Consider the following 12,694-nt stretch of genomic DNA (forward strand, 5'->3'; position numbering starts at 1 on the left):
TCGACATCATCAAGGAGACACACCATGTCAAATCAGTTGAGCAGGGAAAAACTGCTGGAAGCGTACCGGCTGATGCGCACCATTCGGGAGTTCGAAGAGCGCCTGCACGTCGAGTTCGCGACGGGCGAGATTCCCGGCTTCGTGCATCTGTATGCAGGCGAGGAAGCATCGGCCGTCGGCACGATGCTGCATCTGAATGACCGCGACTATGTGGCGACCACGCACCGCGGCCACGGCCATTGCATCGCGAAGGGTGTCGACGTGCATGGAATGATGGCCGAGATCTACGGCCGCCAGACGGGCGTATGCAAGGGCAAGGGCGGCTCGATGCACATTGCCGATCTGTCGAAGGGCATGCTCGGCGCGAACGGTATCGTCGGCGCGGGCGGTCCGCTCGTGTGCGGCGCGGCGCTCGCGGCGAAGCTGAAGAAAACGGGCGGCGTGGGCGTGTGCTTCTTCGGCGACGGCGCGTCGAACCAGGGGACGATTTTCGAATCGATGAACCTTGCGAGCGTGTGGCGCTTGCCGGCCATCTTCGTCGCCGAGAACAACGGCTATGCCGAAGCGACGTCTTCGACATGGTCCGTCGCGTCCGACAACATCGCGGATCGCGCGAGCGGCTTCGGCATGCCGGGCGTGATCGTCGACGGCTTCGATTTCTTCGCGGTGCACGAAGCGCTGGGTGAAGCGATCGAACGGGCGCGCGGCGGCGGCGGGCCGACGCTCGTCGAAGTGAAGCTGTCGCGTTACTTCGGCCACTTCGAAGGCGATGCGCAGACGTATCGCGCGCCGGGCGAAGTGCAGAAGCTGCGCGACGAGAAAGATTGCCTGAAGCGTTTCGCAGAGCGGGTGGTGCGTGCGGAAATGCTGACATCCGACGACCTGAGCAAGATCGATGCGGATGTGAAAGTGCTGATCGACGATTCCGTCCTGAAGGCGAAAGCTGCGCCGCTTCCGACGGAAGCCGATCTGCTGACTGACGTGTACGTGTCGTATCCGTAACTCATCCAGCTTTATTCCAGGCAACCGCAGCTTCGCTGCATGGGACGGGAGTACGGCGCTGAAGCGCCAACTCCGATCGACAGGAGACAAGACATGGCACGCAAGATCACATACTCTCAGGCAATCAACGAAGCACTGAGTCAGGAAATGGCGCGCGACGAAAGCGTCATCGTAATGGGCGAGGACAACGCGGGCGGCGCGGGCTCGCCGGGTGAACAGGACGCATGGGGCGGCGTGCTCGGCGTCACGAAAGGGCTTTTCCACAAGTATCCGGGCCGTGTGCTCGACACGCCGATCTCGGAAGGCGGCTTCATCGGCGCGGCAGTCGGCGCGGCGGCAGCGGGCATGCGTCCCGTCGCGGAACTGATGTTCATCGACTTCATGGGCGTGTGCTTCGATCAGATCTTCAATCAGGCCGCGAAATTCCGCTACATGTTCGGCGGCAATGCCGTCACACCTGTCGTGATCCGCACGATGCAGGGCGCCGGGTTGCGCGCTGCCGCGCAGCACTCGCAGATGCTGACGTCGCTGTTCACGCATGTGCCCGGGCTCAAGGTAGTGTGCCCATCGACGCCCTATGACGCGAAAGGCCTGATGATCCAGGCGATTCGCGAAAACGACCCCGTCATCTTCTGCGAGCACAAGCTGTTGTACACCCGCGAAGGCGACGTGCCTGAAGAGCTGTACGCGATTCCGTTCGGCGAAGCGAACGTGGTGCGCGAAGGCGACGACGCGACCATCGTTACGTATGGCCGCATGGTGCACTACGCCACGGACGCCGCCGACCGGCTCGCGAAAGAAGGCATCAAGGCCGAGGTGATCGACCTGCGCACCACGTCGCCGCTCGACGAAGAGACGATTCTGGAAAGCCTGGAGCGCACGGGCCACCTGGTCGTCGTCGATGAAGCGAACCCGCGCTGTTCGATTGCGACGGATATCGCCGCGCTCGCCGCGCAGAAGGCGTTTCATTCGCTGAAGGCGCCCGTCGGGATCGTCACCGCACCGCATACGCCCACGCCTTTCTCGGGCGTGCTGGAAGACCTGTATATCCCGTCGGCGGACAAGATTGTCGCGGCCGTCAAAGCAACGCGACACTGAGCGAGGAACTGAGCAATGTCGATTCACATGATCACGATGCCCAAGTGGGGCTTGTCGATGCAGCAGGGGCAGGTCAACGGCTGGTTGAAGTCGATTGGCGACACGGTCGGGAAGGGCGACGAAGTACTCGATGTCGAAAGCGACAAGATTGCTTCGGGCGTGGAGTGCGCGTTCAACGGCACGCTGCGCCGGCAGATCGCGCAGGAGGGCGACACGCTGCCCGTCGGCGCGCTGCTCGGCGTGGTTGCCGATGAGCAGGAGGCGGACGCGGACATCGATGCGGCCGTCGAAGCGTTCCAGCGCGACTTCGTGCCGCTCGCCGCCGATTCCGCCGATGCCGGGCCGCAGCCGGAGAAAGCGCAGATTGGCGGGCGCACCATTCGCTACCTGAAGATCGGCGACGGCGGCACGCCTGCTGTGCTGATCCACGGGTTCGGCGGCGATCTGAACAACTGGCTGTTCAATCACGCCGACCTCGCCGCGCATCGCACGGTGTATGCGCTGGATTTGCCGGGTCATGGCGAATCGACGAAAGCGGTGGAGTCGGGCAGCGCCGACGAACTGGCCGACAGCGTGATCGCGTTTCTCGACGATCGCGGTATCGAACGGGCGCATCTGGTCGGGCATTCGATGGGCAGTCTCGTCGCGATGACGGTCGCAGCGAAAGCCCCGCAGCGTGTGGCGTCGCTTTCGCTGATCGCGGGCGCGGGTCTCGGCGACGAGATCAACCGCGAGTACATCGACGGATTCGTGTCGGGCAACAGCCGCAATACGCTGAAGCCGCATCTGACGAAACTGTTCGCCGATGGCTCGCTCGTCACGCGGCAACTTGTCGAGGATATCGTCAAGTACAAGCGGCTCGAAGGCGTGGGCGAGAGCTTGCAGAAGATCGCGGCGTCGGCGTTCAAGGATGGCGCGCAGCAGCGCAGCTATCGCGATCGTATCGACAAGCTCGCGCCGCGCACGCTGGTGATCTGGGGCGAACTCGACCAGATCATTCCCGCGAGCCACGCGCAAGGGCTGCCCGGCGATATCCGCGTGCATGTGCTGCCGGGCAAGGGGCATATGGTGCAGATGGAGTCGGCATCGGAGGTGAACCGCCTGCTCAACGACTTCTTTGGAGCCTGACGATGGAAGCCGCGCCGCAGACGCTCGAGCACACGTCCACGCACGACAGCGTCACCGCGCTGGGGCAGCACGGCCTGAGGAGCCGCGACAAGCTCGCGCGCATTCCTGTAAAGGTCGTGCTGCCCGAACCGGGCGGCGCGCTGCCGAAGCCTGCATGGCTGCGCGCACGGCCGATGATGAGCGAGACGGTGGCGGGCATGGCGTCGATCTTGCGCGAGCATCGTCTGCATTCGGTGTGCGAGGAAGCGATGTGCCCGAATATCGGCGAATGCTTCGCGCAGCGCACGGCGACGTTCATGATCATGGGCGGCATCTGCACGCGGCGTTGCGCCTTCTGCGACGTCGCGCATGGCCGCCCGCTGCCGCTCGACGATGAAGAACCGGCGCGGCTTGCCGATGCCGTTGCCGCGTTGGGGCTGCGGTATGTGGTGATTACGTCGGTGGATCGCGATGATCTGCGCGATGGCGGCGCGGCGCATTTTGCGCGCTGCGTTGCGCTATTGCGTGAGCGCGTGCCGGGGATACGCGTCGAGATTTTGACGCCGGATTTTCGCGGGCGTGTCGAGCGGGCGCTCGATGCGTTGTCGGCGGCGTGGCCGGATGTCTTCAATCACAACATTGAAACGGTGCCTTCGTTGTATCGCGCGGCGCGTGCGGGCGCGGATTATCACGGCTCTTTGACGTTGCTTCGGCGGGTGAAGGAGGCGAATGCTTCAGTGGTCACGAAGTCGGGCTTGATGGTCGGGCTTGGCGAAAGCGATGACGAACTTCTGGAGACGATGCGGGATATTCGTGCGCATGATGTGGACGTGCTGACGGTTGGGCAATATCTCGCGCCTTCAAGGTTTCATATGGCTGTTAAACGCTATGTCGCGCCGGAGATTTTTTCTGTTTATAAAGAGGAGGGGTTGAAGTTGGGGTTTCGCGAGGTCGTGTCGGGGCCGTTGGTGCGGTCTTCTTATCATGCGGGGGATACTGTTCTTACTTGATTTTGTGGCTGGCATCCGCGATTTGTTATCTAGCTTCAAGCGTCGCCCCTGTGCGGGGCGGCACCTACTTTTCTTTGCCGCCGCAAAGAAAAGTAGGGGCGGTTTCAAAGACCAAGTGCAACAGCGGGGTTGATTTCGATTCCCTGCTTCTTGCAGTTTTCAATAAAGACTTGCGCGGGCGTTCTCCAGCCGAGCGTCTTGCGCGGACGGTTGTTCATCTCTATCGCAATCATGTCGAGCTGGCGCTGCGAGAGCACGGACAGGTCCGCGCCCTTGGGCAGGTACTGGCGCAACAGACCGTTGGTGTTCTCACAGATGCCGCGCTGCCACGGGCTGTGTGGATCGCAGAAGTAGATGCGCATGCCCGTTGCTTTGGCCAGTTCCTTGTGCAGTGCCATCTCCTTGCCCTGATCGTAGGTCAGCGTCTTGAGCAGTTCCGGGTCAAGCGGCGCAAACGCTGCGCTGTAGCCCCGCAACGCCGCTTCCGCCGTGCTGTCATCCATCTTGACCAGCATCAGGAACAGCGTGCTGCGATCGATCAGCGTGCCCACCGCCGAGCGGTTTCCTGCCCCCTTGATGAGATCGCCTTCCCAGTGTCCGGCAAGCACCCGCTCGTTCGCCTCCGGGGGGCGCACATGGATGCTGACCATGTCAGTGAGCTTGCCACGCCGGTCTTCGCCGCGCGAGCGGGGTCTGCGCGTGCTGCGTCCCCGTCTGAGCAGCGCGATCAGCTCGCGTTTGAGCTCGCCCCGAGGCATGGCATAGATGGCGTGATAGATGGTTTCGTGAGACACGTTCAGGGTGGGCTCATCCGGATGCGCCTGCTTCAGCTGCGCACTGATCTGCTCGGGTGAATGGCATTTGGCCAGCAGTTCACGCACCTGCGGCCACAGCGGCCCATCGACGTGCAGCTTGCGTTCCCGCCGAGGCTTGCGCCGCAGTCTGCCTGCCCGCAAACCCGCACGCCTTGAATTGTAACCGCCGGCGATCGGCGGTCGTCCCATCGTTGCGCGCTCGTGAGCCGGTTTCCAGTCATTGCGCTTCAGTTCGCGACTGATCGTACTGGGTGAGCGCACAAGAGCACGCGCGATCTCGCGCGTGCTCTTGTCCTCAAACTTCATTGTAAAGATCACACCGCGCTCTTCGGCGCTCAGCTGTTCGTAGTTTTTTCCCATGCAACGTATCCTAAACGGAAGTGTTGCACTTGCATCTTGAAACCGCCAGGCAAAAGAAAGCGGCTCACACCGCCAGCTTTTGTTTTTGCCTGAGGGCCCCCAACGGGTCTTACGCTTCACACGGCAGCGCACTCGTTCACGCGCGTTGCCAACGCTCTCTCTATACGCCTCACCCGCTTTGAATACCCGTACTCCGCCAAGCGGCGGCGAATGGTATGTGCCGCCCAGGTGGCAAACTGTGTGTCGGTTGTCGCGTCGTGTAGGGTAGCGCTCTTGCAGGGTGGCACGCGTGCGCTATCGGTCCGAAGTGAGGCGTGTCAGGTACTACGGCCTACACATAGTTTGCCACCTGGGCGGCCGTGGAAGATCTGGCACGGCGTGCCGCAACGCGGGTGCGTGAAGCGGGTGAGGCGCACATTCAGAGCGCTGGCAACAAAATGGGTCACGTGATTGCCGTATGAAGCGTAAGACCGGTTGGGGGCCCTCAGGTGAACACAAGAACTGGCGTTGTGAGCCGCTTTCTTTTGCCTACTTTTCTTTGCGGCGGCAAAGAAAAGTAGGTGCCGCCCCGCACAGGGGCGACGCGTGAAGCACGCTAACAAAACGCGGATGCCTGCGACCCCGGCCGAATACCAAAAACCAAAAAGCGTCGCAGACAAAAAAATCAAACCCCGCCCATGCACATGTACTTGATCACGACATATTCATCGATCCCGTAATGGGAACCTTCACGCCCAAGCCCTGACTGCTTGACGCCGCCGAACGGCGCAACCTCGTTCGAGATCGCTCCCGTATTGATGCCGACCATGCCGAACTCGAGCGCTTCTGCCACGCGCCAGATGCGACCGATATCGCGGCTATAGAAATACGACGCCAGCCCGAATTCCGTGCTGTTCGCCATCTCGACCACTTCCGCATCCGACGAGAAGCGGAACAGCGGCGCGAGCGGGCCGAAGGTTTCATCGCGTGCGACTTTCATGTCCGGCGTGACATCGGCGAGCACGGTCGGCTCGAAGAAGCCGTGACCGAGCGCATGACGCTTGCCGCCCGTGACGACGCGCGCGCCTTTGCCGAGTGCGTCCTCGATATGCGATTCGACCTTGAGCACGGCCGCTTCATTGATGAGCGGGCCTTGCTGCACGCCTTGCTCGGTGCCGAAACCGACCTTGAGCTTCGTTACGGCTGCGGCGAGTTTTTCGGCGAACGCATCGTAGACGCTGTCGTGCACGTAGAAGCGGTTCGTGCAGACGCAGGTCTGACCGCTGTTGCGGTACTTCGATGCAATGGCGCCTTCGACGGCCGCGTCGAGATCGGCGTCATCGAACACGATGAAGGGCGCGTTGCCGCCCAGTTCCAGCGACACCTTCTTGACGGTCGGCGCGCACTGCGCCATCAGCAGACGTCCCACTGCCGTCGAACCCGTGAACGACAGCTTGCGTACGGTCGCGTTGCTGGTCATTTCGCCGCCGATCGGTTTCGGGTCGCCGGTGACGATGCTGAAGATGCCGGCGGGCACGCCCGCGCGCTCGGCGAGCACGGCGAGCGCGAGCGCGGAGAGCGGGGTGGCTTCAGCGGGCTTGACGACGATCGGGCAGCCAGCGGCGAGCGCCGGACCGACTTTGCGGGTGATCATCGCAGCGGGGAAATTCCATGGCGTGATGGCGGCACAGACGCCGACGGGTTCCTTCGTAACGACGATGCGTTTGTCGTTCGCAACGGTGGGAATCGTATCGCCGTAGACGCGTTTGGCTTCTTCGCCGAACCATTCGAGGAACGAGGCGGCGTAGCCGATTTCGCCTTTTGCTTCGGCGAGGGGCTTGCCCTGTTCGGTGGTCAGGATTAATGCCAGGTCATCGGCGTTCGCGAGCATCAAGTCGTTCCACTTGCGGAGGATTTCTGCGCGCTGTTTGCCCGTTTTTGCTTTCCATGCTGGCCAGGCTTTGTTGGCCGCTTCGATGGCGCGGCGGGTTTCCTGTGCGCCCATTCGCGGCACCTGCGCGATCAGTTCGCCCGTTGCCGGGTTCAAGACCTCGAACGTTTCCTTGTTGTCGGCGTCTTGCCATTCGCCATTCAGATACGCCTTGCCTTGCAGCAGGGAAGGGTCTTTTAGTTTGCTACGCAAGTCAGTCATTTTGATTCGTCCTTTGGGTTTTTGATGTCTGCGACGCCCGGTGGTTTGCTTGTTTTTTCGCTGGCATCCGCGTTTTGTTAGCGTGCTTCAGGCGTTGCCCCTGTGCGGGGCGGCACCTACTTTTCTTTGCCGCCGCAAAGAAAAGTAGGCAAAAGAAAGCGGCTAACACCGCCAGCGCTAGTTTTTGCCTGAGGGCCCCCGAAGGGTCTTACGCTTCACGCGGCAACGCACCTGTACGCGTGCGTTGCCAACGTTCTCTCTGTACGCCTCACCCGCTTCACGCCCCCGCAATCCCGCATGCCGTGCCAGATAGTCCACCGCCGCCCAGGTGGCAAACTGTGTGTAGGTTGTCGCGTCGTACAGGGTAGCGCTCTTACAGGGTGGGACGCGTGCGCTATCGCTCCGGAGTGAGGTGCGTGCAGTACTACGGCCTACACACAGTTTGCCACCTGGGCGGCACAAACCATTCGCTGCCGCCAGCTCTTAAGCGAGCGTTTGAAGCGGGTGAGGCTTCCATTCAAAGCGTTGGTAACGAGCGTTGACTAGCGCGTTGCCGTGTGAAGTGTAGGACCCTCTGGGGGCCCTCAAGCAGGAACAAGGATTGGCGGTGTTAGCCGCTTTCTTTTGCCTACTTTTCTTTGCGGCGGCAAAGAAAAGTAGGTGCCGCCCCGCACAGGGGCGACGCCTGAAGCACGAAGACATAACGCGGATGCCAGCGAAAAAAACAAGCAAACCACCCAACGTCAAAGACAAACAAAACACAAACAAAACAGCGACCTCAAAAAAGCCGCCGCAGGCAAAAAAAATCAGGCCGTGACGCCCACAGTCTCCTTCAGCACTTCCTCAAGAATCGAAAGCGCCTCATCGAAAATAGACTCCTGAATAGTCAGCGGGAACAAGAACCGAACAACGTTCGAATAAACGCCACACACGAGCAACAACAACCCACGCTCAAGAGCCCGCGCCTGCACCCGCTTGGTGAAATCAGCATCCGCATCGGAAGTACCAGGCTTACAGAACTCAACAGCAACCATACCGCCCGGCCCGCGCACATCGGCAATCTGCGGCACTTCCGCCTGCAACGCGGTCAATCGCGCCTTCAGCTTGTCGCCAAGCAAAACAGCTCGCTCGCAGAGCTTCTCTTCATCGATGATATCGAGCACGGCAAGCGCCGAAGCCACTGCCAAAGGATTACCCGCATACGTGCCGCCCAGCCCGCCGGGCGCAGCGGCATCCATCACATCCGCACGCCCGACGACGCCCGACAGCGGCATCCCACCCGCCAGGCTCTTGGCCATCGTCATCAGATCAGGCACGACGTCGTAGTGATGCATCGCAAACAGCTTGCCCGTACGCGCAAACCCCGTTTGCACTTCATCAGCGATCAGCAGAATGCCGTGCTCGTTGCACAGCTTGCGCAGCGCGCGCACGAACTCCGCAGGCGCCGGATAGAAACCGCCTTCGCCTTGCACCGGCTCGAAAATGATCGCCGCGACGCGCTTCGGATCGATGTCGGCCTTGAACAGGAATTCGATCGCCTTCAACGAGTCCGCCGTCGTCACGCCATGCAGCGGATTCGGGAACGGTGCGTGGAAGACGTCGGCCGGGAACGGGCCGAAGTTCAGCTTGTACGGCGCGACCTTGCCCGTCAGCGCCATGCCCATCATCGTGCGGCCATGGAAGCCGCCCGTGAACGCGATCACGCCCGGACGGCCCGTCGCGGCGCGCGCGATCTTGATCGCGTTTTCGACAGCCTCGGCGCCCGTCGTGAAGAACGCCGTCTTCTTCGGATAGTCGCCCGGTGCGCGCTGGTTGATCTTTTCGGCCAGTTCGACATACGACGCGTACGGCACGATCTGATAGGCGGTGTGCGTGAAGTTGTCCAGTTGCGCGCGCACAGCCTCGACGATCTTCGGATGACGATGCCCCGTGTTGCACACCGCAATGCCCGCCGCGAAATCGATGTAGCGGCGGCCCTCGACGTCCCACAGCTCCGCATTCTCGGCGCGCGCAGCGTAGAAATCGCACATCACGCCCACGCCGCGCGGGGTGGCGGCGTCCTTGCGGCTTTTCAGTTCAGCATTCTTCACGGAGATCTCCTGTTTGGGGTTCGTTCGGGCGCTCGCGTTCATCGCAGCACATGCAGCGACTATAATCAGATTTGGCTCCAAAGTTCAGAGCCATTTCGGTAAAAAATCAGGAGCCAATTCATGCGCGCGAGTGTTTTGTCCGACTGGCTGGCCCAGCGTCTGGACCGCGGCAGTGGTCTGCCGATCTACCGGCAACTGCATCGGCTGCTGCAACAGGCCATTCTGACGCGCGAACTGCCCGCTGGCAGCAAGGTGCCGTCGTCGCGGCTGCTGGCCAACGAGCTGGGCATCGCGCGCAATACCGTCACGCAGGTCTACGAGCAGCTCGCGCTGGAGGGCTACGTGACATCGGCGACGGGGCGGGGCACGTTCGTCGCCGATACGTCGCCGGATGAAATCGTCGGCTCGCCAGATGGACAGACTGCACCTGTTTCCGCGCCCGTGCAGCAGTTGCAGCAGGCGTTGCCGCCGCCGCACTCGAAATCGCTGCCGCACGCGCAACAGCCCGCCGCGCGCGCGCTGTCGCAGCGCGGCGCGCGGCTGATCGCGGGCGCGGGCGTGTCGAAGCGGCAGTGGGGCGCGTTCATGCCGGGCGTGCCCGATGTCACGCGCTTTCCGGCGCGCGTCTGGAGCCGCTTGCACAACAAGTACTGGCGGCGTCTGCGGCCCGATCTGCTGACCTACGCGCCCGGCGGCGGCCTGTCGTTGCTGCGCCACGCGCTGGCCGACTATCTGCGCACGTCGCGCTCGGTGCGCTGCACGCCCGAGCAGATCATCATCACGACGGGCATTCACCAATCCGTCGATCTGGCCGTGCGTCTGCTGTCCGATCCGGGCGACGTCATCTGGACGGAGGACCCGTGCTATTGGGGCGTGCGCAGCGTGATGCACGTGTCGGGCCTCAAGTCGCGCCCGATTTCCGTCGACGACGAAGGCATCAACCCGTCGCCCGACGATCTCGCGCATCCGCCGAAGCTGATTCTCGTGACGCCGTCGCACCAGTACCCGCTCGGCATGGTGATGAGCCTCGCGCGCCGGCGGATGCTGCTCGAATACGCGCGGCAGAACCAGTGCTGGATCATCGAGGACGACTACGACAGCGAGTACCGATACGGGAGCCGGCCGCTCGCTTCGCTGCAAGGGCTCGATACGGCGGGGCAGGTGATCTATGTCGGCAGCTTCGGCAAGACGCTGTTTCCGGGGCTGCGAATCGGCTATCTCGTGGTGCCCGAGGCGCTGGCCGAGAGCTTCGCGACGGCTAGCGCCGAGCTGTATCGGGAAGGGCAGTTGTTGCAGCAGGCGATGCTCGCGGAGTTCATCGCCGAGGGGCATTTCACGTCGCACATCCGCAAGATGCGCACGCTGTACGGGCAGCGCCGCTCGACCTTGCTCGACGCCGCCGCGCGGCGCTATGGCGATGCGTTGCCGGCTGTCGGCGGCGACGCGGGCCTGCATCTCGTGATGCAACTGCCCGAAGGCACGGATGACCGTGCCGTCGCGGCGGCTGCGCTCGAACGCAATATCGTTGTGCGTCCGTTGTCGGGGTATTACGCGCAACCGTCGCGCTCGCAGTCGGGGCTGTTGATCGGCTACGCGTGCGTGCCCGACGAGGAGATCGCGCCCGCATTCGACACGCTCGCCGATGCGATCGACGCGACGTTGCCGCTTTTCGCGTGAGCCGCGGACGCGTTTTACAGACGTATCAGCACGGCGCCGAGCGTGACCAGTGTGCATGCGAACACGCGGCGCGCCGTCAGCTTTTCGTGCATGAAAGAGAAGCCGATCAGCACCGCGAAAATCGAACTGAGTTCGCGCAACGCGGACACCATCGCGATGGGCAAATAGCGATACGCCTCGATGATGAGGCAATACGCGACCAACGCGATCACGCCTGACAGCATGCCTTTCATCATCGTTTCGCGCGACGTGAAGAGTCCTTTTGCGCCGCCGCGCCAATGCCACACGAGCAGGAACTGCGGCACGTTCCACAGCAGATAGACCCACATGATGTAGCTGAGCCCGTTGCCCGCAACGCGCGCGCCGATTCCGTCGACGACGGAGTATGCCGAGATAAAGAGACCCGTGAGCAATGCATAGGGCACGCTTTCGCCGGAGAAGCGCATATTGCGGCGAAACGCGAGCGACACGATACCGAGCGACACCAGCGCGACGCCTGTTGCGGCGAGCGGCTTCAAGGTTTCGTGCGCGAATACGAGCGCGCCGGCGAACACCAGCAAGGGCGAGAGTCCTCGCGCGATCGGGTAGATCTGTCCGAAGTCGCCGCTGCGGTAGGCGCGCACGAGCGCGATGCAATAGCCGAATTCCAGCACCACCGAAGCCGCTATGTAAGGCCATGCGGCGGGCGCGGGCAGGGGCAGGGTGATTACGCCGATCGCGCTTACGGCGAGGTAGGGGATCGACATCATGCCGAGCAGCCAGATGCGGTCTTCGGCGAGGCGCAGGAAAGCGTTCCAGCTCGCGTGGAGCATGGCGGATACAAGAACGAGCAGGACGATGAGGGATTCCATGGGTGTCGGGCTAAAGCCGACATTATTCCGCAGATGTGGTTTTTTGTGTTGATGTGGGGGATTTTTGGGATCTTTGTCTGCGACGCTGGGGTGGTTTGCTTTCGTTTTCGCTGGCGTTCGCGTTATGCCTTTGTGCTTTAAGCGTCGCCGTTTGGTGTTTTGGCCTTTGCGCGGGCATTCGCGTTTGCGCCTTCGCGGTGCGGGCGTTTCGATTTGTTCGCTCTTTCGCTGGCATCCGCGATGCGTTAGCGTGCTTCAGGCGTCGCCCCTGTGCGGGGCGGCACCTACTTTTCTTTGCCGCCGCAAAGAAAAGTAGGCAAAAGAAAGCGGCTCACACCGCCAGTTCTTGTGTTTGCCTGAGGGCCCCCAACCGGTCTTATGCTTCGCACGGCAACGTCTTTGTTCGCCTGCGTTGCCAACGCTATAAATGAGCGCCTCACCCACTTCAAACACCCGCACCACTGCTAGCGGCAGCGAACGGTTTGTGCCGCCCAGGTGGCAAATTGTGTGTAGGCCGTAGTGCCTCGCACGCCTCACTTCGGACCGATAGCGC

The 12,694-nt window shown here is 62.2% G+C and carries 9 protein-coding genes; 5 read left to right on the plus strand and 4 right to left on the minus strand.

Features of this window, described 5'->3' with window-relative positions:
• The first annotated feature begins 24 nt into the window (after positions 1-24).
• The 4 genes from H1204_RS17785 to lipA all read left to right on the plus strand — a co-directional run bounded on the left by H1204_RS17785 (position 25) and on the right by lipA (position 4,217).
• Complete coding sequence (locus H1204_RS17785; protein WP_180732055.1) at positions 25-1,002, plus strand: thiamine pyrophosphate-dependent dehydrogenase E1 component subunit alpha; 978 nt, start codon at positions 25-27, stop codon at positions 1,000-1,002.
• A gap of 93 nt (positions 1,003-1,095) precedes the next feature.
• Positions 1,096-2,100: an alpha-ketoacid dehydrogenase subunit beta gene (locus H1204_RS17790; protein ID WP_180732056.1), complete on the plus strand. Its 1,005-nt coding sequence runs from the start codon at positions 1,096-1,098 to the stop codon at positions 2,098-2,100.
• A gap of 15 nt (positions 2,101-2,115) precedes the next feature.
• Positions 2,116-3,228 (plus strand): acetoin dehydrogenase dihydrolipoyllysine-residue acetyltransferase subunit, encoded by a 1,113-nt coding sequence (locus H1204_RS17795; protein WP_180732057.1) that lies wholly within the window; start codon positions 2,116-2,118, stop codon positions 3,226-3,228.
• 2 nt (positions 3,229-3,230) lie between these two features.
• Positions 3,231-4,217, plus strand: a complete 987-nt coding sequence (gene lipA, locus H1204_RS17800; protein ID WP_180732058.1) for a lipoyl synthase — start codon at positions 3,231-3,233, stop codon at positions 4,215-4,217.
• A gap of 104 nt (positions 4,218-4,321) precedes the next feature.
• On the opposite strand, the gene H1204_RS17805 is transcribed toward lipA, so the two are convergent.
• From H1204_RS17805 to H1204_RS17815, 3 genes are all read right to left on the minus strand, one after another.
• Positions 4,322-5,392 (minus strand): IS30 family transposase, encoded by a 1,071-nt coding sequence (locus H1204_RS17805; RefSeq protein ID WP_180729620.1) that lies wholly within the window; start codon positions 5,390-5,392, stop codon positions 4,322-4,324.
• 664 nt (positions 5,393-6,056) lie between these two features.
• Positions 6,057-7,523, minus strand: a complete 1,467-nt coding sequence (locus H1204_RS17810; RefSeq protein WP_180732059.1) for an NAD-dependent succinate-semialdehyde dehydrogenase — start codon at positions 7,521-7,523, stop codon at positions 6,057-6,059.
• Between the two features lie 806 nt (positions 7,524-8,329).
• Positions 8,330-9,613 (minus strand): 4-aminobutyrate--2-oxoglutarate transaminase, encoded by a 1,284-nt coding sequence (locus tag H1204_RS17815; RefSeq protein ID WP_180732060.1) that lies wholly within the window; start codon positions 9,611-9,613, stop codon positions 8,330-8,332.
• A 120-nt stretch (positions 9,614-9,733) separates the two neighbouring features.
• Here H1204_RS17815 and H1204_RS17820 point away from each other — a divergent pair, with 120 nt between their 5' ends.
• Complete coding sequence (locus H1204_RS17820) at positions 9,734-11,290, plus strand: PLP-dependent aminotransferase family protein (protein ID WP_180732061.1); 1,557 nt, start codon at positions 9,734-9,736, stop codon at positions 11,288-11,290.
• Between the two features lie 14 nt (positions 11,291-11,304).
• Here the strand turns inward: H1204_RS17820 and H1204_RS17825 are convergent, their stop codons facing one another.
• Positions 11,305-12,141, minus strand: coding sequence for a DMT family transporter (locus tag H1204_RS17825; protein WP_180732062.1), 837 nt, complete (start codon positions 12,139-12,141; stop codon positions 11,305-11,307).
• Positions 12,142-12,694 lie beyond the last annotated feature (553 nt).

This window comes from Paraburkholderia sp. PGU19, from assembly GCF_013426915.1.
GTDB lineage: Bacteria > Pseudomonadota > Gammaproteobacteria > Burkholderiales > Burkholderiaceae > Paraburkholderia.

What these genes read in the sequence shown, in the direction of transcription:
- H1204_RS17785 (WP_180732055.1), top strand. Translation starts at nt 25, where the DNA reads ATGTCAAATCAGTTGAGCAGGGAAAAACTGCTGGAAGCGTACCGGCTG.
- H1204_RS17790 (WP_180732056.1), top strand. Translation starts at nt 1,096, where the DNA reads ATGGCACGCAAGATCACATACTCTCAGGCAATCAACGAAGCACTGAGT.
- H1204_RS17795 (WP_180732057.1), top strand. Translation starts at nt 2,116, where the DNA reads ATGTCGATTCACATGATCACGATGCCCAAGTGGGGCTTGTCGATGCAG.
- lipA (WP_180732058.1), top strand. Translation starts at nt 3,231, where the DNA reads ATGGAAGCCGCGCCGCAGACGCTCGAGCACACGTCCACGCACGACAGC.
- H1204_RS17805 (WP_180729620.1), bottom strand. Translation starts at nt 5,392, where the DNA reads ATGGGAAAAAACTACGAACAGCTGAGCGCCGAAGAGCGCGGTGTGATC.
- H1204_RS17810 (WP_180732059.1), bottom strand. Translation starts at nt 7,523, where the DNA reads ATGACTGACTTGCGTAGCAAACTAAAAGACCCTTCCCTGCTGCAAGGC.
- H1204_RS17820 (WP_180732061.1), top strand. Translation starts at nt 9,734, where the DNA reads ATGCGCGCGAGTGTTTTGTCCGACTGGCTGGCCCAGCGTCTGGACCGC.
- H1204_RS17825 (WP_180732062.1), bottom strand. Translation starts at nt 12,141, where the DNA reads ATGGAATCCCTCATCGTCCTGCTCGTTCTTGTATCCGCCATGCTCCAC.